At 32.1% G+C, this 23301-nt stretch carries 24 protein-coding genes, 8 tRNA genes and 2 riboswitches; of the genes, 22 read left to right on the forward strand and 10 right to left on the reverse strand.

The features are described from left to right. Nucleotides 1-179 precede the first annotated feature (179 nt). Nucleotides 180-281: riboswitch (purine riboswitch) on the forward strand. 92 nt (nt 282-373) lie between these two features. The 8 genes from JOC47_RS01815 to JOC47_RS01850 all read left to right on the forward strand — a co-directional run bounded on the left by JOC47_RS01815 (nt 374) and on the right by JOC47_RS01850 (nt 8159). Continuing rightward, entirely contained in the window at nt 374-1687 is a 1314-nt protein-coding gene (locus JOC47_RS01815; RefSeq protein WP_204700274.1) for an NCS2 family permease, read from the forward strand. Nucleotides 1688-1879: 192 nt separating this feature from the next. Then, nucleotides 1880-2167 (forward strand): YerC/YecD family TrpR-related protein, encoded by a 288-nt coding sequence (locus JOC47_RS01820; RefSeq protein ID WP_204700275.1) that lies wholly within the window; start codon nt 1880-1882, stop codon nt 2165-2167. Next, nucleotides 2160-2309, forward strand: a complete 150-nt coding sequence (locus tag JOC47_RS01825) for a hypothetical protein (RefSeq protein ID WP_204700276.1) — start codon at nt 2160-2162, stop codon at nt 2307-2309. The genes JOC47_RS01820 and JOC47_RS01825 overlap by 8 nt, the downstream gene beginning before the upstream one ends. 244 nt (nt 2310-2553) lie before the next feature. Then, a complete protein-coding gene (locus JOC47_RS01830) occupies nt 2554-3804 on the forward strand; it encodes a TIGR00341 family protein (RefSeq protein ID WP_239550867.1) in 1251 nt (416 codons plus the stop codon). Between the two features lie 180 nt (nt 3805-3984). Beyond that, nucleotides 3985-4905: a cysteine synthase A gene (gene cysK, locus JOC47_RS01835; protein ID WP_204700277.1), complete on the forward strand. Its 921-nt coding sequence runs from the start codon at nt 3985-3987 to the stop codon at nt 4903-4905. 526 nt (nt 4906-5431) lie between these two features. Continuing rightward, nucleotides 5432-5543, forward strand: a riboswitch (SAM riboswitch). An 85-nt stretch (nt 5544-5628) separates the two neighbouring features. Next, nucleotides 5629-6681, forward strand: coding sequence for a methionine ABC transporter ATP-binding protein (locus JOC47_RS01840; RefSeq protein ID WP_204700278.1), 1053 nt, complete (start codon nt 5629-5631; stop codon nt 6679-6681). Then, nucleotides 6653-7324, forward strand: a complete 672-nt coding sequence (locus JOC47_RS01845) for a methionine ABC transporter permease (protein WP_204700279.1) — start codon at nt 6653-6655, stop codon at nt 7322-7324. Before JOC47_RS01840 ends, JOC47_RS01845 begins: the two co-directional genes overlap by 29 nt. A 31-nt stretch (nt 7325-7355) precedes the next feature. Continuing rightward, complete coding sequence (locus JOC47_RS01850; protein WP_204700280.1) at nt 7356-8159, forward strand: MetQ/NlpA family ABC transporter substrate-binding protein; 804 nt, start codon at nt 7356-7358, stop codon at nt 8157-8159. A 76-nt stretch (nt 8160-8235) separates the two neighbouring features. Here the strand turns inward: JOC47_RS01850 and wrbA are convergent, their stop codons facing one another. Then, nucleotides 8236-8850, reverse strand: coding sequence for an NAD(P)H:quinone oxidoreductase (wrbA, locus tag JOC47_RS01855; RefSeq protein ID WP_204700281.1), 615 nt, complete (start codon nt 8848-8850; stop codon nt 8236-8238). 176 nt (nt 8851-9026) lie between these two features. Here wrbA and JOC47_RS01860 point away from each other — a divergent pair, with 176 nt between their 5' ends. From JOC47_RS01860 to JOC47_RS01880, 5 genes are all read left to right on the forward strand, one after another. Further along, nucleotides 9027-9488: a hypothetical protein gene (locus JOC47_RS01860; protein WP_204700282.1), complete on the forward strand. Its 462-nt coding sequence runs from the start codon at nt 9027-9029 to the stop codon at nt 9486-9488. Nucleotides 9489-9505: 17 nt separating this feature from the next. Continuing rightward, entirely contained in the window at nt 9506-10111 is a 606-nt protein-coding gene (gene cysC, locus JOC47_RS01865; RefSeq protein ID WP_239550868.1) for an adenylyl-sulfate kinase, read from the forward strand. Between the two features lie 311 nt (nt 10112-10422). Beyond that, on the forward strand, nt 10423-11643 hold the full coding sequence (locus JOC47_RS01870) for an L-lactate MFS transporter (protein WP_204700283.1): 1221 nt from the start codon (nt 10423-10425) through the stop codon (nt 11641-11643). Nucleotides 11644-11864: 221 nt separating this feature from the next. Continuing rightward, on the forward strand, nt 11865-12833 hold the full coding sequence (bioB, locus tag JOC47_RS01875; protein ID WP_204700284.1) for a biotin synthase BioB: 969 nt from the start codon (nt 11865-11867) through the stop codon (nt 12831-12833). 162 nt (nt 12834-12995) lie between these two features. Further along, the gene (locus JOC47_RS01880; protein ID WP_204700285.1) at nt 12996-13913 is read left to right on the forward strand and encodes a chemotaxis protein; all 918 of its coding nucleotides are present in this window, start codon (nt 12996-12998) and stop codon (nt 13911-13913) included. Nucleotides 13914-13972: 59 nt separating this feature from the next. Here JOC47_RS01880 and JOC47_RS01885 read toward each other — a convergent pair. Beyond that, nucleotides 13973-14049: transfer RNA gene (locus JOC47_RS01885), tRNA-Ile, on the reverse strand. 225 nt (nt 14050-14274) lie between these two features. On the opposite strand from JOC47_RS01885, the gene JOC47_RS01890 reads away from it, so the two are divergent. The 6 genes from JOC47_RS01890 (at nt 14275) to JOC47_RS01915 (ending at nt 18118) form a co-directional block, all read left to right on the forward strand. Beyond that, complete coding sequence (locus JOC47_RS01890; RefSeq protein WP_204700286.1) at nt 14275-15210, forward strand: DUF362 domain-containing protein; 936 nt, start codon at nt 14275-14277, stop codon at nt 15208-15210. Nucleotides 15211-15380: 170 nt separating this feature from the next. Continuing rightward, complete coding sequence (locus JOC47_RS01895; RefSeq protein ID WP_204700287.1) at nt 15381-15728, forward strand: hypothetical protein; 348 nt, start codon at nt 15381-15383, stop codon at nt 15726-15728. Between the two features lie 3 nt (nt 15729-15731). Continuing rightward, a complete protein-coding gene (locus tag JOC47_RS01900; protein WP_204700288.1) occupies nt 15732-16205 on the forward strand; it encodes a 2-thiouracil desulfurase family protein in 474 nt (157 codons plus the stop codon). Beyond that, nucleotides 16205-16663 (forward strand): tRNA (uridine(34)/cytosine(34)/5-carboxymethylaminomethyluridine(34)-2'-O)-methyltransferase TrmL, encoded by a 459-nt coding sequence (gene trmL / locus JOC47_RS01905; RefSeq protein ID WP_204700289.1) that lies wholly within the window; start codon nt 16205-16207, stop codon nt 16661-16663. The genes JOC47_RS01900 and trmL overlap by 1 nt, the downstream gene beginning before the upstream one ends. Nucleotides 16664-16701: 38 nt before the next feature. Next, the gene (dat, locus tag JOC47_RS01910) at nt 16702-17571 is read left to right on the forward strand and encodes a D-amino-acid transaminase (RefSeq protein ID WP_204700290.1); all 870 of its coding nucleotides are present in this window, start codon (nt 16702-16704) and stop codon (nt 17569-17571) included. A gap of 226 nt (nt 17572-17797) precedes the next feature. Next, nucleotides 17798-18118: a thioredoxin family protein gene (locus JOC47_RS01915; protein ID WP_204700291.1), complete on the forward strand. Its 321-nt coding sequence runs from the start codon at nt 17798-17800 to the stop codon at nt 18116-18118. Nucleotides 18119-18159: 41 nt separating this feature from the next. On the opposite strand, the gene JOC47_RS01920 is transcribed toward JOC47_RS01915, so the two are convergent. The 8 genes from JOC47_RS01920 to JOC47_RS01955 all read right to left on the reverse strand — a co-directional run bounded on the left by JOC47_RS01920 (nt 18160) and on the right by JOC47_RS01955 (nt 19953). Further along, nucleotides 18160-18246: transfer RNA gene (locus JOC47_RS01920), tRNA-Tyr, on the reverse strand. Nucleotides 18247-18265: 19 nt separating this feature from the next. Next, a tRNA-Thr gene (locus JOC47_RS01925) sits at nt 18266-18341 on the reverse strand. 6 nt (nt 18342-18347) lie between these two features. Then, a tRNA-Asp gene (locus JOC47_RS01930) sits at nt 18348-18424 on the reverse strand. Between the two features lie 4 nt (nt 18425-18428). After that, a tRNA-Glu gene (locus tag JOC47_RS01935) sits at nt 18429-18504 on the reverse strand. 7 nt (nt 18505-18511) lie between these two features. Continuing rightward, nucleotides 18512-18587: transfer RNA gene (locus tag JOC47_RS01940), tRNA-Lys, on the reverse strand. Nucleotides 18588-18608: 21 nt separating this feature from the next. After that, a tRNA-Arg gene (locus JOC47_RS01945) sits at nt 18609-18685 on the reverse strand. A gap of 12 nt (nt 18686-18697) precedes the next feature. Further along, nucleotides 18698-18774 (reverse strand) — tRNA-Pro (locus JOC47_RS01950). A 228-nt stretch (nt 18775-19002) separates the two neighbouring features. Continuing rightward, nucleotides 19003-19953, reverse strand: coding sequence for an L-lactate dehydrogenase (locus JOC47_RS01955; RefSeq protein ID WP_204700292.1), 951 nt, complete (start codon nt 19951-19953; stop codon nt 19003-19005). A 214-nt stretch (nt 19954-20167) separates the two neighbouring features. Here JOC47_RS01955 and JOC47_RS01960 point away from each other — a divergent pair, with 214 nt between their 5' ends. The 3 genes from JOC47_RS01960 to uvsE all read left to right on the forward strand — a co-directional run bounded on the left by JOC47_RS01960 (nt 20168) and on the right by uvsE (nt 23183). Then, nucleotides 20168-20554, forward strand: coding sequence for a Fur family transcriptional regulator (locus JOC47_RS01960; RefSeq protein WP_204700293.1), 387 nt, complete (start codon nt 20168-20170; stop codon nt 20552-20554). A gap of 144 nt (nt 20555-20698) precedes the next feature. Further along, the gene (locus JOC47_RS01965) at nt 20699-22252 is read left to right on the forward strand and encodes a PAS domain-containing sensor histidine kinase (protein ID WP_204700294.1); all 1554 of its coding nucleotides are present in this window, start codon (nt 20699-20701) and stop codon (nt 22250-22252) included. A gap of 19 nt (nt 22253-22271) precedes the next feature. Continuing rightward, complete coding sequence (gene uvsE / locus JOC47_RS01970) at nt 22272-23183, forward strand: UV DNA damage repair endonuclease UvsE (protein ID WP_204700295.1); 912 nt, start codon at nt 22272-22274, stop codon at nt 23181-23183. The last annotated feature ends 118 nt before the right edge of the window (nt 23184-23301 follow it).

The following is a 23301-nucleotide window of genomic DNA, read 5'->3' on the forward strand; positions in this document are numbered from 1 at the left end:
TTTTTTGAAAACTCGGAGGGGCCAATAGGTGCGTAAGCTAAGTAATTAAGAAAAATTAATTACGAAAATGGATTTAATTAACAAAACACGAACAAAATATTTCCAAGTCTAAAAAAAGTTAGCCTTGAACTTGAAAAATAAATATATATATGCTAATATCATATGTGTAAAAGATAAAATTAAATAAATGACCATAATTCCGTATAACCCCAGGGATAGGGCCTGGAAGTTTCTACCGACTAGCCGTAAACTAGTCGACTACGGGATAGTATAAAGAAAGATATGACTATCTATATTCTATCCTAACTCCTAAGTATATTCCTCAGCGGGATTATAACTTAGGGGTTTTTTATTTTAAGAAAGGGGAATTAATATGACAAAGCTGTTAAATTCATTTTTTAATTTAGAAGAACATAATACTGATATTAAAACTGAGGTAGTAGCAGGAATTACAACATTTATGACAATGGCTTATATTATTTTTGTTAATCCAGGGATTGTTTCTGAAACTGGAATGCCGTTTCAAGCAGTAATGATTGCTACAGCAATGTCTGCAGCATTTGCTACATTGTGTATGGCTCTTTTAGCTAATTATCCATTTGCTTTGGCACCAGGAATGGGCTTGAATGCTTATTTCACTTATACTGTTGTTTTAGGAATGGGACTGAGTTGGCAGGAGGCTTTAGGTGCAGTATTTATTTCCGGGGTTATTTTCTTGATTTTAACTTTGACTAAGGTCAGACAAACAATTATTAATGCAATGCCTTTGACCTTAAAGTCTGCTGTTAGTGCTGGGATTGGATTATTTATTGCATTTATTGGTCTACAAAATGCTGGAGTAGTAGTTAATAGTGATGCTACACTAGTAACTTTGGGAAATTTAACAGACCCAAGTGCGATCTTAGCAATTGTAGGAATTATTATTACTGGTTTGTTGATGGCTAAAGATGTTAAAGGAAGTATTTTAATTGGAATTATTGTCACAACAGTTTTGGGGATGCCATTTGGAATTACCAAAATGCCTTCAGCAATTGTTGAAATGCCAAGTTTTTCTACTTGGGCACCTGTAGTATTAAAAGCTGATATTAGTGGAGCATTAAACGCAGGTATTTTAACGATTGTATTTGCTTTCTTATTTGTTGATTTGTTTGATACAGCAGGAACTTTAGTTGGTGTGAGTCATCAGGCTGGATTTTTAGATGAAGATGGCAACTTACCTAAGGCAGATAGAGCATTATTAGCTGACTCAATTGGAACAATTGGTGGTTCAATGATGGGGACTCCAACTGTTACTACTTATGTTGAATCAGCTTCTGGAGTTGCTCAAGGTGGTAGAACAGGTCTGACTGGAGTAGTTGTAGCTTTATGTTTTCTTGCTTCAATCTTCTTTAGTCCAATTATTTCTATTGTACCTGCAGCAGCTACAGCACCAGCATTAATCATTGTTGGTTCAATTATGTTAGAGAATGTAACTGAGATTGATTGGAATAATGTGGCTGAAGTAGTACCTGGTTTTGTAACAATTGTTTCTATGCCCTTTACTTATTCAATTGCAACAGGTATTTCTTTAGGTTTTATTTTGTATCCAATTATGAAGTTTTTCCATGGTGAAGGTGATGAGGTTCACTGGGTTATTTATATCTTAGGAATGTTATTTATACTTAAATATATGTTTTTGGGAGGATAGATCATTTTCAGTAATATATTTGAGCTCTGGTGTTTTAATACCAGGGCTCTTTTATTTTTTTGCTTTAATATTTATTAGTAGAAAAAAGTATAAGTTTAGAAAACTTGAAATATACTGAAAGTAATTTAACACTTTAAATTACTGTTGAAAAAATGTACAATAATTATATAGAACTTATGGGGGTGAAATAACGTGAGTGAAAATTTCGGCGATGAATTTACTGAGCAATTATTTGAAGCCATATTGCAATTAGAAAATAAAGAGGAATGTTATAAGTTTTTTGAGGATGTATGTACAATCAAAGAAATTAAAGCTTTAGGACAGCGCTTAGAAGTAGCTAGATTGTTAAATGAAGGAGCTACTTATGAGCAAATTGCTGATGAAACTGGTGCCAGTAGTGCTACCATTAGTCGTGTGAAACGTTATTTGAATTATGGTGCTGAAGGATATCAATTAATTTTAGAAAGATTGAATGATTAGTTTTAGCGGTGATGAAGTGTTAAAAGGGAGAAGATATAGTCTAGAAGGGATTATAGATATTGAAACTTATAGAAAAGATTTATATTATGTCCCCGCTGAAGGTTATAAAATTTGGTTAGCCCCGCAGTCTGATTGGGGTTGACCTCCTTGATTTAGATTTTGCTATTGGAGATTATAAAGGTCAATATCAGCTTAATAAGCAGGATTTAAAATTCAAGGTTTTTAGTCCTATATGTCGTGAGACTGGTATGAGGTCAAGCCGGATAATTTATTTATCTGCTGGAGAAAATAAAGTTAAGATTAGACAAGGAATGAAGAACTGTAGTGAAGAAATTATCTCAGACTTAAGTATTTAAATATAATCTTATGATTGATTTTGGGGGGGGTTGAATTTGCAAATTATTCATGCAACCTTTGCCAGTGGTGAAGGGGAAGAAGCTGTAGAATTAATCGAAAACTTAGGAATGGAGGTTGAAGATTATAAACTGATTGAGTCTGATAGTGGGGATTTATTAATTATAAATTTATTATATGATAAAGTTGATATAATAATCGATAAATTAAAGGGGAAATTTGATTTCACCAATAATGTACATCGTAGTTTAATGATCTTTACTCCTGACACTATCATTCCTAGAAATAAAGAAAAAGTTGACCAAGAAAGTTATCGATCGGCTAGGGAAACAATTATTAATTATGCTCGGGATAATAGTGAAGTGAGTCTACAACTTATATTTTTAGCTTTAGTTGCTGCTATTATTACATCTTTAGGATTGATAATTAATAATACTCCAGTAATAGTAGGTTCAATGATTATTGCTCCAGTTTTTGGCCCGATTGCTGCTATGGCTATTGGAATTGTTTTAGGAGACTTAAAATTATTGGGGCGAGGTTTTTTAGCTGAAATGACAGTAGTGGGAATAGCAGTTTCAGTAGGGGCTATTTTTGGATTGATCATTCCTAATGTAGCAGTTAATCATGCTCTTAAAGTAAGGATGTTACCTACTTTACCTGATTTACTAATTGCTTTAGCTGCTGGAGGTGCTGGTGCTTACTCTTTAATCAAAAATGTAAAGTCACAGCAATTGGTAGGAGTAGTAATTGCTGCAGCTTTGATTCCAGTTATGGCTACAATTGGAATTGGGATTTCTTTAGGAAATCTTAATTTAATTGTAGGGGCTACATTGCTATTATTAGGGAACTTTTTTGCTTTACTATTAGCAATCATTCTTGTTTTTTATTATCAAGGGTTAAAACCACAGTGGTGGTATGCGTCTACTGCTAAAAAGTTAATCAAAAGAAGCTTAATTATCTTAACAGTTTCTGTAATTATTTTAACTTTACCCTTATCAGCAATTACTTATCAACAGATGATCAAAGAAAAACCAGAAGATATCGTACGGAAAGTATATCGCCAACAATTTAGTGATCAATTAGAAAATAGGTTAGTATCAATTGAGATTAAGCCGAAAAGTAAAGAAATATTATTAGTTTTATATTCTTCTCAGGAAACAAGCTCTACTTATTTTAAATTTTTAACTAATGAAATTAAAAATAAATTGGGAACAGATTATAATGTAATATTCGAGGTGATTCCGACGAAAATTATTCGACCTACTGTCAGTATTGAACAGTAGGTTTTTTGTTTTTTGTATAATTTAGAAAGCTTAATTAATAGAATTAAACGATTTGTATATTCTTAAAAATTAAAGTTTTTTCACAGTATAGCTTGACAAACACATTTTTTTGTGGTAATTTTAAAATACCAATTAAACATAGTGATTTACTTGGTTTTAAAAATTAAAGGGGGAATTAAGATGATTGCTAATAATATTACCGAATTAATTGGAGATACGCCATTAGTTAAACTTAATAATTTGCTTGAAGATGATAAAGCTGATGTATTAGTTAAATTAGAATCTTTTAATCCTGGGGGCAGTATTAAAGATAGAATTGCTTTGAATATGATTGAAGAAGCAGAAAAAGAGGGTCGCCTAGAAGAAGGTGGAACGATTATTGAACCTACTAGTGGTAACACAGGAATTGGATTAGCGTTAGTAGGTAGAGCAAAAGGGTATAATGTAATTTTGACTATGCCAGAAAGTATGAGTATAGAGCGTAGAAAAATATTGAAAGCTTATGGGGCAGAGTTGATTTTAACTCCTGGAGATGGTGGAATGCCGGGTGCTATTGATAAAGCAAAGCAATTAGCTGCTGAAAATGATAATTACTTTATGCCACAGCAGTTTAATAATGGGGCTAATCCAGATGTGCACCGTAAAACAACAGCCCAAGAAATTTTGCAAGCAACTGAAGGGCACTTAGATGCTTTTGTAGCAGGAGTAGGTACTGGAGGTACAATTACTGGAACAGGAGAGGTATTAAAAGATGAAGTAGAAGATGTAGAAATTGTAGCTGTAGAACCTACTGACTCAGCAGTAATTAGTGGAGATGAACCAGGACCACATAAGATCCAAGGGATTGGGGCTGGATTTATTCCTGAAGTATTAGAAGTAGAGTTATTAGATGAAGTAATTCAAATTGAGAATAACCGAGCTATGGAAGTAGCACGAGACTTGGCTGCAGAAGAAGGGATTTTAGTTGGTATTTCTGCTGGGGCAGCAGTTGCAGCAGCAATAAAAGTGGCTGAAAGACTAGAGGCTGATCAACGAGTAGTTGTTATTGCTCCTGATACGGGAGAAAGATATTTAAGTACTCCTCTATTTAATTTAGAATAAACTATAGATAAAAAAGCTGCCTATAGGCAGCTTTTTTAATTATCATTATTTTTTTCTATTTTTTTTAGCGTATTTATGAAATGATTGAAATCTTTACTCTGATAGCGACCATTGTAGAATGAAGAATTATTTTTGGGTCTAATAATAAAATAAATAATAAGTAGCAGAAACAATATAATTAGAGACGATAATACTAAGGCCAAGATGCATCACTTCCTTAATCTAAAGATAATAGGAAAAAAGATTAGAATTTTCTTAGCTGAATCTATATAAAATAATTTATAATTAAATCATTTATTGTTTATATATTATAAAAAATAATAAATAAGTAAAATTTATACTTATAATATATATTATTCTATGATTAATTTAAAACACCTGCAAATTCTACACTATTTTTATAGTGACTGATGAGAAATTACTATAAATTTTTCTTGAAGTATTAATTTTTAATTTGCTGTCTTGACAAAAACATTTGCAAGTGTTAGTATAATTAAAAAGATGTAGCGGCAAAAAATATATATAATTCTTATCCAGAGAGGTGGAGGGACTGGCCCTGTGAAGCCCGGCAACCAGTGTTGAATCAAAAAACACCCGGTGCCAACTCCTGCAGTTATTTTTTAGCTGAGAGATAAGAGGGTAGAAATATAAGACCTCTTCTCTTGGTGGGAAGGGGTCTTTATTATATAAGAACTAGCATTATATAAGAAGGGGTTTGATGCAATGATTGAAATAAAAAATCTTAAAAAGGTTTATTCAGGAGAAGAAAAAGATGTTGAAGCATTAAAAGGAATTGATTTAAAAGTAGAGCATGGTGAAATTTTTGGTTTGATTGGCCCTAGTGGTGCGGGCAAAAGTAGTTTTATTAGATGTTTGAATTTATTAGAAGAACCCACTGCTGGACAAATCATTGTTGATGGCCAAGATTTAACAGCTTTAAATACAAAAGAATTGCGCGAGGCGCGAAAAGAATTGGGAATGATCTTTCAGAATTTCAACTTATTGAATTCTCGTACCGTAGCAGATAATGTTGCTTTCCCGCTTGAAATTGCTGATGCAAATAAGGAAGAAATCAATGATAAAGTGAGTGAATTATTAGAGTTAGTAGGATTAGCGGATAAAGCGGATAGTTATCCTAGTCAACTTAGTGGAGGACAACAACAGAGAGTAGGTATAGCTAGAGCATTAGCTAATGACCCAAAAGTTTTATTATGTGATGAGGCGACTTCATCATTAGATCCTGAAACTACACATTCTATCTTAGATTTGCTACGTGATATTAATGAAAAATTAGGGATTACAATTGTACTGATCACTCATGAGATGGAAGTAATTAAGGAAATTTGTACTAAAGTAGCAGTGTTAGAAGCTGGTAAAGTAGTAGAGGTAGGAGATGTAATTGATATCTTTACTAAACCAGAAAAAAATGTAACTAAGAAATTTGTTCAGCGGATTATAAATGCTAATGTACCAGAAGAATTGCTATCAAGAGTAACAGTAGAAAATCCTGAACACGGTCGTTTGATTAAGATTTGTTTTGTTGGTGATTCAGCTAGTGAACCTTTAGTATCTGACCTGGTACATAACTTTCAAATTGATGCCAATATTTTGTATGGTAATATAGATAAGATCCAAGGGATTCCTTTTGGTACTTTAATTATTGAATTAACAGGAGATTTAGACCAAATTGAATCAGCAATTGATTGTTTACATGAAAGTGATAATGTTCGAATTGAGGTGATTACTGATGAAGAATCTGTTAGCATTCATTATTAAAGATTTAGGCTTATTGTGGACTGGAATCCAGCAAACATTTTATATGGTAGGGATTTCAATGGCTATTTCTACTTTATTTGGGATTCCATTAGGAGTAGGTGTAGTAGTTACAGAAGAGGGGAATATTTTAGAGAATAAATATATAAACTTTATATTAAGTGCTATTATTAATGTTGTTCGTTCTATTCCTTTTATAGTATTAATGGTAGCTTTGATTCCATTTACTAGATTTTTAATTAATACTTCGATTGGAACTACTGCGGCTGTAGTACCTTTGACTATTGCTGCTATACCATTTATTGGTCGAATCGTAGAGAATTCATTAAAGGAAGTAGATAATGGAGTGATAGAAGCTGCTCAGGCAATGGGGGCTACTCCTTGGGAGATAATTACTAAAGTTTTATTACCAGAGTCACTACCTTCTTTAATCTTAGGATTAACTATTACTGCAATTACTTTGATTGGTTTTTCTGCTATTGCAGGAGCAATAGGGGCAGGAGGCTTAGGTGATATTGCAGTTCGTTATGGTTACCATCGTTTTGAGACTGTAATTATGGTTAAGACAGTTATTTTATTGATTATTTTAGTGCAAGGAGTACAAACTTTTGGTAATTGGTTGGCAAATACATTAGATCATTCTTAATTATCAATTAAATATATGAGGAGGAGAGAAAATGAAAAATTTAAGTTTAGTTTTGCTATTATTGTTAGTTGTTGGAGTTGTAGCAGGTTGTGGGCAACAAGCTCAAGAGAAGAAAGAAATTACAGTAGGGGCTACGCCTGTACCACATGCTAAGATTTTGAAAGAGGTAGTTAAGCCTAAATTAGCTGAAGAAGGAATTACTTTAAAGGTGAAAGAGTTTACTGATTATGTAACTCCTAATTTAGCCTTAAGTGATGGGAGTATTGATGCTAATTACTTTCAGCATGTGCCGTACTTGAATAACTTCAAAAAAGAAAGAGATTTAGATTTAACATATACTGCTAAGATTCATTTAGAACCAATGGGATTATATTCTAATAAAATTGATAGTTTAGATCAATTAGAATCAGGTTCTACAATAGCAGTACCAAATGATGCTACTAATGAAGGGCGATCATTATTGTTATTAGAGAATAATGGATTGATCAAGTTAGCCCAGGAAGCAGGGTTAGAGGCAACTCCTGAAGATATAGTAGAGAATCCTAAGAATCTAAAGTTTAAAGAATTAGAAGCAGCTCAATTGCCACGAGTATTAAAAGATGTTACGGCTGCTGTAATTAATACTAATTATGCTTTAGAAGCAGATTTAGTACCAACTAAGGATGCAATTGTGATTGAAGGTGAAGATTCTCCATATGCTAATGTATTAGCTGTGAGAAACGATAATAAAGAGAATGAATTAATTAAAAAGTTAACAGATGCTCTTACTTCTGAGGAAGTAAAGCAATATATTAAGGAACAGTATAAAGGTGGAATTGTAGCTACATTTGAATAAAATGCAAAATAGTAGACCCGAGGGGGTCTACTATTTTTATTAATTTGAGATATTAATTTGTGTGTAGATTATAGTTTTAAGATTGCACTTGTTTAGCAGTGATTTTTGCTACATGTTCCCCTTGGAATCGAGCAGCATTTAATTCATTTTCGCTAGGCATTCTGCTACCATCGGCATCAGCTAAGGTAGTAGCTCCATATGGAGTACCCCCAGAGATTTCATCCATTTCAGTTAATCCAGAGAAACTATAAGGCAGACCAACAACAATCATACCATGATGTAATAATGTAGTATGGAAGTTTCTTAATGTAGTCTCTTGGCCCCCATGTTGAGTAGCAGTACTGGCAAAAACACTACCTACTGTACCAACTAATTTACCTTCTTGCCATAAAGCTCCAGTAGTATCTAAGAACTGTCTCATCTGCCCGGCCATATTACCAAAGCGAGTTGGAGTACCAAAAATAATAGCATCTGCGTTTTCTAAGTCATCAATAGTACATTCGGGTACATCAGCAAATGCTTCTTGTGCCTCTAAAGCACCTATTTCTTCTAATGTATCTTCAGGCATAGTTTCTGGTATTCTACGTAATTCAACATCAGCACCGTCTACTTTTTTAGCACCTTCAGCTACTGCTTGGGCCATTTGATATGTATGCCCATAAGTTGAATAGAACGGGATTAAAATTTTCATGAAACCACCTCCGATAATCATAATAATTACTAATTATTATTTTATCTGAAATTTATTTTTTTGTCAAAAAATAGTTTAAAAAACTTTGTTAACAATAAAATAAATTTAAAAGGAGGGATTTAATGGTTTATAGATAAATTAATAAAATAAGATTAATTTATCTAAGGGGTGATTTTATGGATGATGATGAAGTGATTGATGAAAAAGTATCAGAAATTTTGTTAGAATTAGAAGATTCTAAACGAGAAGAATTAGAAAAAGTAATTGCTACTAAGTGTGGTACAAATAACTTTTTTGTAGAACATAGTAGAGAAGATAGAGTTAATAAAATAAAAGAACAACTAAATAAGCAGCAACAATTAATTGAAGATTTAAGAGATGAAATAGCCCGCTTAAATAATATTGATAAGTTAGATGAATTACCTAGCGTTAAGGATCATAATTTAGATGAAATTGAATTAGCTGATAAAGATATGAGGGAAAAGGTTGCTAATAGAGTTGAACATTTAGCGGATAAAATTAAAGAAGGAGATTATTTATCGGAAGATACAGTTAAGACAATTGATTTTTATCGTGAGCAGCTAATTTCTAGATGTTTAAAAGAAGAGGACTTTTACGGTAAGTCAAGTAATTTATAAATGGAGGGAATAAAAAATTGCAAAAAACAGAAGAGAATGCAGAAGATAAAAATATAGTCTGGCATGAAGGGGATATTACTTACGAAGATAGATGTAAAAATTTAGATCAACAAGGTAAGGTAGTGTGGTTAACTGGATTATCAGGTTCTGGTAAATCAACTATTGCTGTGGAAGTAGAAAAAGAACTTTTAAAAAGAGGTAAAGCAGTTTATAGATTAGATGGTGATAATATTCGTCACGGTCTAAATTCTGATTTGGGTTTTAGTGCTGAAGACAGAGATGAAAATATTAGAAGAATAGCTGAGGTAGCTGCTTTATTTAGAGAGGCTGGTATGATTGTTTTAGCTTCTTTTATTTCTCCTTATCAAGAAATGCGTGATTTTGCTCGTGAGCGAGCTGAAGGAGACTTTATAGAAATTCATGTTAAAGCTGATGTAGAAACTTGTGCGAGTAGAGATCCGAAAGGATTGTATGAAAAGGCTAAAAAAGGTGAAATTAAAAACTTCACTGGAGTTTCTGCTCCTTATGAAGAACCAGAAGATCCAGAGTTAGTGATTGATACAGCAGAACTGTCAGTTGAAGAATCAGTCGAGAAAGTATTAAATTATATTTTAGAAAATTAAATTAATTATTTAAGGTCTCTAGCTGTAACTGGGGGCCTTTTTTTTGCTTAATTTTAATATTAATTCATTCAAATGAATAATTATGAATATTTTCTTGCACAAAAAACGATTATCTGTTATTATATGTTTTAAATATGTACTAAATTTGATATTAGTAATTGATGTTAGTAGGTTAATATCCTAGCTAAAATCAAGGTTGAGAGGGGGGATAATTTAGCAGTAGGATTGGTTATTTGATAGATTGAATTGTTTATAATTGATAAAATAAAATTTTATCATCTTTTATATTTATTAAGGAGTGATAAATAAAAATGGAAAAGAGTTCAAGTTTTATTACAAAAGACAAAAGATGGCTTTATATACCGTTGGGGTTAATAATTTTTATGTGTATGGGAACTGTTTATTCTTGGAGTGTATTTAAAAAGCCCATTGAAGAATTATTTAAAATAAGTGCTACTCAAAGTGCCATGCCGTATACTTTCTTTTTGATTTTTTATGCAATCACAATGCCAGTAGCTGGAGGCTATATAGATAAATATGGTCCTAAAATAGTAACTATAGTAGGAGGATTAGTAGTTGCTGCTGGTTGGATTTTATCAGGATTTGTTTCTAATATTACGTGGTTAATTGTTACTTATGGAGTGATTGCAGGAAGTGGGGTAGGTATAGCTTATGGTGCACCGATGGCTGTAGCTGCTAAGTGGTTTCCTGATAAAAAAGGATTTGCAGTAGGTTTAACTTTAGCAGGTTTTGGTTTGTCACCTTTTATAACGGCTCCAGTAGCAAATTGGCTAGTAAGTGCTTATGGAGTATTTGCAGCATTTAAAATTTTGGGAGCAGCTTTTGCAATTATTATTACAGTTTTAGCATTACCATTAAAATTCCCAGAAGAGAAAATAGCTGATGAATCAAATAATGATGAAGCAGAGCAAGAAGTGAATTTTTCTACTAAGGAGATGTTGAAAAACCCTACTTTTTATGGGTTATGGATCTGTTTTGTTATTGGTACAACGGCTGGCTTAATGGCTATTGGAATTTCAAGTCCAGTAGCAGAAGAAATTGTTAATTTAGATGCTAGTACTGCAGCTTTTCTAGTTTCCTTTTTCGCTATATTTAATGGGATTGGGCGACCTATTTTTGGTGGACTTAGCGATAAACTGAATCCTAAAAAGGCTACTTTGATATCATATAGTTTAATAATTTTAGCTTCAGTTATTATGCTAATTGTTGGAGAAGGAAATACGATTCTTTATGCTTTGGCTTTTAGTTTGTTTTGGTTGAACTTAGGTGGTTGGTTGGCTATTGCTCCAGCTGCTACAGGTAGATTCTTTGGTTCAAAAAATTATAGTAAAAACTATGGCTTTTTATTTACAGCTTATGGTGTAGGGGCATTTGTAGGTAATATGCTATCTGGTAGAATAAAAGATATTTTAGGAAGTTATAGATATGCCTTTTATCCTACAATTGCTTTGGCAGTAATAGGGATAATAGTTGCCTTTGTCTTATTAAAGCAGCCTGAAAAGAAAAATTAAAAAATAATAAGCAATTAGTAATTACAAAGCCTCTCTAGTGATTTTATTATTAGAGAGGCTTTGTTTTTTTAATAATGTCAACTAATTTTAAAACAAGTTGACAAACAAAGGTTAGTTTATTAAAATTAACATAGAATATTTTTTTATAGCTAATAGTAAAAAATAGATATATGACTGTAGAATTTAAAAATAATGTTAGAGTAAGAGAAAGGAGATTTGTAATGATAAATAAATTAAAAGAAAAAGTTTTAGCTGGTAAAGAAATAAATAAAGAAGAGGCTTTAGAATTAGCTTCTTTATCACAGGATAGAATTCTTAAATTATTATCTGCAGCAAATGAGATAAAAAATGAATTTATGTCTGATGAAGTTAACATGTGTTCAATAATTAATGCCAAATCAGGGAGTTGTTCTGAAGATTGTAGTTTTTGTGCTCAATCAGCTCATCATGATACAGAAGTGGATACATATGCATTATTGTCAGAAGAAAAAATATTAGATAAAGCAAAAGAAATGGATCAAGCAGGGGCCAAGCACTTTGGGATTGTAACTAGCGGTCGCGGTATAGAAACAGAGACTGAGTTTCAACAAATATTAGATGCAGTAAAAAGAATTAAAGACGAGACAGACTTAGAAGTGTGTGCTTCTTTAGGAACTCTAGAAGCTGAACAAGTACAGAAGTTATCTGAAGTTGGATTGAAAAGATACAATCATAATCTCGAAACTTCTCGCAATTATTTTGCAGAGATTTGTTCTACTCATGACTACCAAGAGCGAGTGCAGACAGTTAAATTTTTGAAAGAACAAGAGATTGAGGTCTGTTGTGGTGGAATTATGGGATTAGGTGAAAGTTTTGCTGATAGGATAGATTTAGCCTGTACCTTAAGAGAATTAGATGTTGATTCAATACCTCTAAATATTTTAAATGCAGTAGCAGGAACGCCACTAGAAGATAATGATCCTGTGACACCTTTAGAAGCATTACAGACAGCAGCTATATTTAGATTTATTAATCCCAGAAAGAATATCAAGTTATGTGGTGGCCGGGAGAAAAATTTGCGTGATTTACAATCTTTAAGTCTTTTATCTGGGGTTAATGGGTTACTAGTCGGTAATTATTTAACTACTGATGGTCGATCGGTACAGGATGACTTACAGATGATAGATGATTTGGGTTTGAATAACGGATAAAATAATTCCTCTGCTATTGGCAGGGTTTTTAATTTTTATCATTAATTTTATGTTAATTAAAAGGAATAATAAATAATTTATCGAAATTTGTTACTAACAGTGTAATATAATTTTGATCTTAGAAGGCAATAATTTAAAATTTAAATTGAATGGAGTGATAGAATGGGAAATCAAACAGATATTTTGCTTGAGAGTGGGACAGGAAATTTAGAAATCTTAAAATTTAAAGTTAAAGGCTTGTTATATGCTATTAATGTGATAAAAGTAAAAGAGATTTTACAAATTGCAGAAGAGGAGATAAACCCATTACCTTCTCAACCTGAATCTGTGCGAGGGGTTACTAATGTAAGAGGTGATGTGATTACTATTATTGACTTGCGTAAATATTTAGATTCAGGAGAAGAAAATGAAGCTAAAGAAGATAAGAATTATATGATTTTAACTGAATTTAATCAAACGAGGATTTTATTTGCAGTTGATGGCGTAATAGGAATTAATAAAATCAGTTGGAAAGATATACAAGAACCTAATAGATTGATGGGAGATTTAGTGAATGGGGTTATTAAATCAGACGATAAATTAATTAACTTTTTAGATTTTGAAAAAATTCTATCTGATGTACAACCAGAATTGGCCTTAGGATTAGATGAAGTAAAGATTGACCATAGTAAAAAAGAAGAAAGAGAAAAGAAGAAATTGATATTGGCAGATGATTCTCCTACAATTAGAGAAATTTTAAAAGAAACACTTTATAAAGCGGGGTATACAAATTTAAAGGTCTTTAATGATGGTCAGAGAGCATTAAATTATTTAAAGACACTTAAAGAAGAAACGGAAGATGTTATGGATGAAGTACAAGGTCTAATAACTGATATAGAGATGCCACAATTAGATGGACATGCGTTAATTAGAAAAATAAGAAATGATAAGCAATTAAAAGACTTACCAACCTTAATATTTTCTTCTTTAATTACAGATAATTTAAGACATAAAGGTGAAGAAGTAGGAGCAGATGAACAGATTAGTAAGCCTGAAATGGAAAATTTAATTGATGTATTAGATGAATTAGTTTTAGAATAGATTTGAGATATAAATAACGAAACCCGAGACCAATTGGTCTCGGGTTTACTAATATAAAATGGTGGACCCGGAGGGATTCGAACCCCCGACTAATCGGTTATGAGCCGATTGCTCTAACCAACTGAGCTACGGGTCCACGAGTAAATATTATTTTTTTGAAAAAACTGATGTCTCTTTCAAGCGACGTCTACTAGTATACCGAATATAATTGAAAAAGTCAACCGTAAATTAAAATTTTTTATTAATTTTTATAGTTAAAGTGGGTTTATTAGGCGGGATTGACGTAAAAAATAAATAATAAAAGTATTTATTTTGTCCCCCTGGATATAATAACTAACAAACTAATTCTTGGAGGGATAAGATGCTGAGAAAGAGGCGGATTGAAGAAAGTAAAGTTGCTATTGGAGAGGGATTAGAAGGAGACGTAATTGCTAATTTATTAGATCAATTAGCAGTTAAGGATGCAATTAATAATCAAGATGTAGTGACAATTACTCCTAATTGGGTTAATACTAATGCACCTCAAACAGGGACTGTAGTTGGCCCGGAATCTTTGCGGAAATTAATTCAATATATTAAGAGCCAAAAACCAGCAAGAATAGTAATTGCTACAGGTTCAGCTGGAGCAGAAACTCCACAAGTTATGCAGCAAACTGGATATCAACAAATAATTGATGATGAAGAAGTAGAATTTGTAGATTTGAATTATGGCCCGTATCAAGAATTTGAGATAGATCATCCTAAATTGAAAACAATAAAATTGAACAAATTAATTACTGAAACAGATTTTTTAATCTCTTATACCCAAATAAAGCATCATGAAGAAGCGACAGTTTCTTTAGGAATTAAGAATATTGCTTTAGCTTGGCCGCCAGCAGAGATCCATGGTTTTCCAAAAGCAGGGCAGGGTATTCATGAATATTTACATCAATTCATAGCAGAGATGGGGAAATTGATGCCGATTGATTTAACTATTTTAAGTGCAGACCAGGCAATGGTCGGTACTGGACCTTCTAAAGGTAAAGCAGTGGATGTTGACTTAGTAGCAGCAGGTACTGACCCGTTAGCAACTGATGTAGTTGGAGCAAGATTGTTAGGATTTAGGCAGCAGGCAATTCAGTATTTACATAATTTAATTCGGGCTGAAATAGGAGAAGGTGACTTGCAGAAAGTAAATCTATTAGGACTGCCTCTTGACCAAGCTGAAAAAAAGTTTAGTCAAATAGCTTATAATCATGAGATTATATTAGATAAAGAAGGAATTTTACCGCTGCATTTAAAAGCAAAACAGAAATAAAAGCAATAAGACAGCTCAGTTGAGCTGTCTTATTTAATTATTAGATTTTTATTTTAATCTGTGACCTGGAAGATGAGAGTTGATAGCTAAACCTAAAACCGATTTTAGCTTATATTAACACACTTTTCTCTCCTGTTTAGAATATGATGTTTAGAAGAGGAGGGGATAGAATGCATAAAATAAAATCCAAAGAGGACTTTATTATTATAACAGGAAGTAATATAATTAGAAATAATGAGGCTAAATTAATTTGTGAAGAATTAATGATTGAATTAGCTAATGGTCACATTACTAATTTGATTTTAGATGTACAGTCCTTAGATTTAGATAAGAGCAAATTTGATATCTTCATTAATTATTTATCTAGGATGAATTTAAATTGTGTGGCATTAGTTTTACCTAAATTAATTTCCTCGTTAAAATTTAAATTGTGGAAAAGAAAGTATAATAATTATCTTGAGTTAAAGCAATTTAACAATCTAAATGAAGCTAAACAATGGATTAAGGAAGGGAGTTAAAATATGATTTTAGTTAGTGCTTGTCTATTAGGAGAAAATTGTAAATATGATGGAGGAAATAATGAAACTGAAGAAATAAGAGCAATTTTTGATGAAGAAGAGTTAGTCCCAGTCTGTCCGGAAAAGTTAGGTGGGTTAGAAATCCCGCGTCCACCAGCAGAGATTCAAAATGGAACCGGAGAAGAAGTATTAATGAATAAAGCTAAAGTAGTTAATCAAGATGGAGTAGATTTAACAGAAGAATTTTTAGCAGGAGCTCGGAAAACATTAGAAAAATCTTCAGCTAATGATTGTAAACTGGCTATATTTAAAGCTAGAAGTCCATCTTGTGGTAGTGAAGAAATTTATGATGGAGAATTTAGTGGAGAGACTAAAGAAGGAGTAGGAGTAACTACGGCTTTATTAAAGAGAGCAGGGATTAGAGTCTTTAATGAGGAGAATTTAATGAAAGCTAAGGAAGCTAGGGAGGAATTGTAATGAATGTAGTCTTATATCAACCGGAAATACCTCCTAATACAGGTAATATTGCTCGTACTTGTGCTTGTACGGGTGCTAGTTTACATTTGATTAGACCATTAGGTTTTTCAACTGATGAAAAATCTCTTCGCCGAGCTGGTCTAGATTATTGGGATAAATTAGATATTCATTATTATGATAATCTAGAAGAATTATTTGCTGAATATGCAGATAGTAATTTTTACTTTGCTACTAAATTTGCTGATAATTATTATGATAAAATGGATTATAATGAAGATGATTTTTTAGTTTTCGGTCGGGAAACAGCAGGATTACCTGATTACATATTAGAAAATCAGCCTGAACAGTGTATTAGAATTCCGATGCGAAAAAATATTCGTTCTTTGAATTTAGCTAATTCTGTATCTATTGTGCTATATGAAGCTTTAAGACAGAACAATTGGTCAAATTTAGTTTGATATTAGTTTGCAATTGAAAGATTAAGAGGGGGAGTTTGATGAGTAATATAGCTTATGTCAATGGAGAATTTGTAGCATTAGAAGAAGCAACAGTTTCGATAGAAGATAGAGGCTTTCAGTTTGGTGATAGTATCTATGAAATAATAAAATTATATAATGGTAAGTTATTTAAATTAGAGGACCATATTCAGAGATTATTTAATAGTGCTCACCAAATAAGATTAGATTTAGATTATAGTAAAGAAGAATTAAAAGAATTAACGCAGCAGGTTTTAGAAAAAAATAAGAATAGTGAACGAAAAGAAGCAGGTGGCTTATATATTCAAATTACTCGCGGAGCTGCTCCGCGTAGCCACAGCTTTTCTAGTGATTTAGAGCCAACTGTAATTATGTATTTACTTCCGGCTAAAAAAATAGAGTCTGAAATTAGAGAAGAAGGAGTAACTGCTATTACTATGCCTGAGCAAAGGTGGCAGCATTGTAATATTAAAACAAATAATTTATTACCTAATATTTTAACTAGCCACCGGGCCAAAAAGGAAGGGGCAGATGAAGGTATATTTGTAACTGAAGAAGGTATGGTGACTGAAGGGACAAGTAGTAATGTCTTTATTGTTAATAATGATAAAATTTTGACTCATCCGGCTGATGGAGAAATATTACCTGGGATTACTAGAGAGCTAGTATTAGAATTAGCGGCTGATAAATTTAATGTACAAGAAAAGAAATTTAGCTTAAAAGAATTATACCAGGCTGATGAAGTATTTATTACAAGCACGCCCAAAGAAGTGCTTGGAGTAATAGAAGTTGATGATAAGCAAATAGCTCAAGGAGAAGTTGGGCCAATAACTAAAGAAATCCATAAGTTATACCAAAACTATATAGAAGAATTTAAAACTAGGGCTTAACTTTTAGCTCTAGTTTTTCTATATAAAGCTTCACTTTATAAGTGAAGCTTTATAGTAACAAGTAAAGAGAAAAGAGTGATGAGTAGAAAATCAAAAACAAAGTCAAAATCAAGTTCAAAACCTTTCATTTCAAAGGAATTTAAATGGGTTTTGAGGTTTTGACTTTAAGGCTTTTACTCATTACTGATTACTTTATAGTGATAATATTTAGAATGGAGGTATAAAAATGAAGGATTTAAAAGAAATCAATTCCGAGAATATAGAGCAAATGATAAATAAAAATGATAATTTGTTAATTATATTTTCTAATCCCGAGTGTGGATACTGCGGATTGGCAAAGAAAAGTTTAGAGGAAATTATAGATAAATTTTCTGATTTAACTGTGGGAGAATGTATTGTGAATAATAATCCAGAATTAAAAGAAAAATATTCTATAACTAGTGTACCTATGTTTAAATTAATCAAAAATGGAGAAGTAGTATATACAGACTATGGAGTAGTTACTGCTAATAATTTATATTATCAGTTGTATTCTTTATTAAATTAGCAAAAAAGTAAAAAACCAACCCGATTGGGTTAGTTTTTAAGTGGTGGAGGGGAGAGGATTCGAACCTCTGAAGGCAGCGCCGGCAGATTTACAGTCTGCTCCCTTTGACCAGACTCGGGAACCCCTCCTCAATATTATTTTTTTAAATGGAGCTGGCGATCGGACTTGAACCGATAACCTGCTGATTACAAGTCAGCTGCTCTGCCAATTGAGCTACGCCAGCTTAATATGGCGGGGACGACGAGAGTTGAACTCGCGATCTCCGGCGTGACAGGCCGGCGTGTTAACCAGCTACACCACGTCCCCGCATTGGTACCCCCAAGGGGATTCGAACCCCTGCCGCTGAGATGAAAACCCAGTATCCTAGGCCGCTAGACGATGGGGGCCTAACAATGGTGAGCCATGGAGGATTTGAACCTCCGACACCCGGATTAAAAGTCCGATGCTCTACCAACTGAGCTAATGGCCCACAATAATTTATTCTGTTTAATGGCACGCCCGGGAGGACTCGAACCTCCAACCTTCAGATTCGAAGTCTGCTACTCTATCCAGTTGAGCTACGGGCGCACAAAATTAAATTGGTCGGAGCAGCAGGATTTGAACCTGCGACCCCCTGGTCCCAAACCAGGTGCTCTGCCAAACTGAGCCATGCTCCGAAAATATTTTTCCTGTCTCAAATTCATGCGACAATTGCTATTATAAGTGATTTTTAAAACTCTGTCAAGAATTTTTTAAAATTAACTAACTGAAGTTTTGTCGCCTCTCTTGTCGCAGCATTTACTAATATACCATTAGATTTTTTATTTGTCAAGAAATAAATATAAAAAAAGAGTAACAAGTTAAAATAAAAAGCCCTGGAGAAATATTCCACAGGGCCATTGAATTTATAATTCTAAAGTATCTGCTATTTCTTTTAATTTTTCAGCAGATTCAACAAATGCTTCTTCTTCATTATCATTTAGTGGTAAATTTAATACTTGTTCTACTCCTTGAGAGTCAACTATTGTCGGTAAACTGAGGCAAATATCTTCTATCCCATATTGACCATTCATATAACTAGAAATAGTCAAAATAGAATTTTCATCTCTTAAGATACTGCGTACGATTCTAGCTACTGCTAAAGATACAGCATAAAAAGTTGCGCCTTTTTTCTCAATTATTTCATAAGCTGAATTTTTAACTTCTTCACCTATTCCTTCTAATTCACCTTCACAGTTATAGTCGCAAATTGGGCAGTAGTTATCAAGTGGTGTTCCAGCAATATTAGTTAAGCTCCATACTGGCACTTCACTATCGCCATGTTCTCCAATTATATATCCGTGAACATTATTAGCAGCAACTTCACAATGATTACTAATTAATGATCTAAATCTAGAACTATCTAAGACTGTTCCTGAACCAATAACTTGATTTTTTGGGAAACCAGATAATTTTAATGTGACATAAGTTAATATATCGACTGGATTTGTAACAACTAATAAAATTGCATCCTTAGTATATTCAGTTATGCTAGGGACAATTTGTTTAAATACTTCAGTATTTTTCTTTACTAAATCTAATCTTGTTTCATCAGCTGCTTGTTTAGCTCCTGCAGTAATAATGACTACATCAGCATCTTCACATTCTGAATAATCTCCCGCAGAAACCTCTACCGGTGGTACAAAAGAAGCACCATGCATTAAATCCATTGCTTCTCCTTCAGCTTTTTCTTGATTAATATCTATTAAAACTATTTCAGAAGCAATTCCCTGAACCATGAGGGCATAACCAGTAGTAGCTCCTACTCCTCCGGCCCCAATAATTGCTACTTTATGTCTATCATTTTTTTCTGCCATTATAATCACCTCTTATAGTATATTTAATAATAAAGTCAATTTCATTGCAAATGATAATCTTTATTATTATACCTTCAATAATAAATATAATTCTCCTTTTTTTATATAATGATTATTGTTACTAATTAATCAATATTGACTTTTGTAAAATTATTTGCTATAATTTTTACAGAAAGTACTATTAAGAATTATTATTAAGAAAGAGGTAGAAATTATGAATGCCAAAAAGAGACGTATGACTAAACAACGTAAGAAAATTTTGGAAGTGTTGAAAAGTACAGACTGTCACCCGACTGCAGATTGGATTTATGAAGAGGTTAAAGAAGAGATTCCTAATATTAGTTTAGGAACTGTTTATCGTAATTTGAATGTATTAAAAGAGATGGGTAAAATAATGGAATTGAACTATGGTAGTGATCATAGTAGATTTGATGGGGTTCCTGAAAATCATTATCACTTCAGATGTATAGAATGTGGTAAAGTAATGGATCTTGATATTGATGTCCAAGATGAGCTAGAGAAAAAGGCAGAAAATGAGATTGATGGAGAAATAGATTATCATAGGACTGAGTTTTTTGGCTATTGTGATGAATGTAAGTAAATTGATTAGTTATCGGAATCATCCTTACCTAAAATGGTGAGGATGATTATTTTATTTAATAAAACTTTAGTAAGCGGGGTGTAATTTGGTTATAAACATTTCATTATTTTATAACCAGTCATTATGGATGATAAAAACAAATTTTTGCACCAAATAGTTGATAATCCAAAATGTTTAGATGAAATTTTAGACTTCATTGTTGATGCTTTTTTTATTGTTAATCATCAAGGTCAAATTTTAAAAGTCAATCAGAATGCAGTTGATATTTTAAAGTATTCTAAAAAAGAGCTTTTAAAAATGAAACTAGAAGAGTTAGAAGTAGAACATCAAGTGTTGAAAGATTTCGATATTCCAGCAACTGAAGAAAGTTATTCAGTTGAATGCAAATTAAAGACTGCTACAGGTCAGATTAAGCATTTTGAAATTACGGTTACTGAAGTGGATAAACTAGAAGAAGAAGTGTTTTTAATATTTGCTCATAATATTACACAATATAAGGAAAAAGAAATTGAGTTAAAGCAAACTTGTAGAGAGAATAAAGATTTTGTAGATGAATTAAGAAAACAAAAAAATAGGATTAATACTATTTTACAAACTTCGATGGATGCCTTTTGGATTATGGATATAGAGGGTTATATTTTAGAAACTAATGAGGCTTTTAGAAATATGTTTGGTTATTCTTTAATGGAAATTATGAATCTAAATATAAATATTAACGATTTAGATGTAACGAGAGATAAAGTATCAATTTTGGAAAAACTACAAGGAATAAGATATGAGGGTAAGGATAGATTTGAAACTAAGTATAAGTGTAAAAATGGTAACATGAAAGACTTAGAAATAAGTGTGACTTATGTTGAAACTTTAGATGAACCTATTTTTGAAGTTTTTGCGCGTGATATTAGTGAACGAAAGAAAAAAGAAAAAGCTTTGCAGAGAACTCAAAAACAATTAGTTCAGTCTGAAAAGATGGCAGCATTAGGTCGATTAGTAGCAGGAATAGCTCATGAAATAAATACTCCGATAGGTGTAGGTATTACTGCTGCTTCTCATATCGCAGATGAGACTAAATCTATTATTGATTTATATAATGATAATAACATGAAAAGAGAAGATTTAGAAAATTATTTAAAAACAATCTTGGATACTTCAGATATGATTTTAAAAAATTTAGATAATGCTTCAGAATTAATAAGTAATTTTAAGCAGGTAGCAGTAGATAGAACTGATAATAAAAAGAGAAAGTTCAAGTTAAAAGAATATTTAAAAGATGTATTAGTAAGTTTAAAACCTAAACTAAAAAATACAAAGCATAAAGTCAAAATTAATGGTGCAGATGATTTAGAAGTGGATACTTATCCAGGAGCTATTTCTCAAATTATTACTAATTTAACGGTTAACTCTCTTCGTCATGCTTTTGAAAAGCAAGAACAAGGAGTAATAAAAATTGATATTTTAGAAAAAGATAAAGTAGTAGAACTAAGATATAGTGACAATGGTCGGGGGATGGCTGAAGAGGAGAAAGAAAAAATATTTGATCCCTTTTATACTACTAAACGTGGTCAAGGGGGAACAGGTTTAGGTTTGAATTTAGTCTACAATTTAGTTACTAGTACTTTAAATGGAAAAATTGAATGTGATAGTAAGCTAGGTGAAGGTACAACATTTACTATTTTATTTCCTAAAGAAGGTAATTAAATTGTAAAGGAGAGATAATATGAATTTAGGATATGCTTGTATTAATTTAACTTTAGATGACAATAAACCTAATCGACGTACTACGGCTAAATATTTAAAAAAATTAACTCCGCAAGAACAATTAGATAAATTGAATGGATTATTAAAAGAAAATTTAACTAATACATTAAAAATATTAAAATTTAATGTAGAGCATAACATAAAGTTATACCGTATTTCATCAGATATTGTGCCTTTATCTACGCATCCAATTACTAGCGATTGGGATTATATTGAGCAAGAAAGAGAATTGTTAGAAGAAATCGGCGATTTTGTAAAGGATAATAATTTATTAGTCAGTATGCATCCTGGACAATATACAGTATTAAATAGTAATAGTGAAGATGTAGTAGAAAGAGCAATTGAAGATTTAGAATATCATTCAAAAATTTTAGAAGCAATGGGCTTGTCTACTAAACATAGGATTGTATTGCATATTGGTGGAGTTTATGGTGATAAAGAATCCGCTATAAAAAGATTTAAAGAAAATTTCAAGAAGTTATCGAAAGATATTCAAGAGCGGTTGATTATTGAAAATGATGATAAATCATATACTAGCAGTGAAGTCTTGGCAATAGCTCAGGATTTAGATATCCCGATGGTTTTTGATGTGCATCATTTCAACTGTAATCATCAAGAAGATGAAGTAATGGCAGAATTATTCCCGCAAATTTTAGAGACTTGGCCCCAAGAGGAGACTCCTAAAATTCATTTTTCATCTCCGCGAAATGAGGAAAAATTCTTGAGTCATGCTGATTATATAGATAGTGCTGATTTTAATCAGTTTATGTCTCAGGCTAAGGAATGGACAGATAGAGATTTTAATGTAATGCTAGAATGTAAGAAGAAGGATAAAGCATTACGGAAATTAAGATATGAACTTGATTATTAAAATATTATACTAGTTTACTTGTCACCTTTGCAGGGTGACTTTTTTATTTTTTGAAATTTAAGAATAAAAATAATTAAGTAATCTAATAATAATCTATATAAAGTGTAACTTCGAGATG

The sequence above is a fragment of the Halanaerobacter jeridensis genome (assembly GCF_016908315.1).
GTDB lineage: Bacteria > Bacillota > Halanaerobiia > Halobacteroidales > Halobacteroidaceae > Halanaerobacter > Halanaerobacter jeridensis.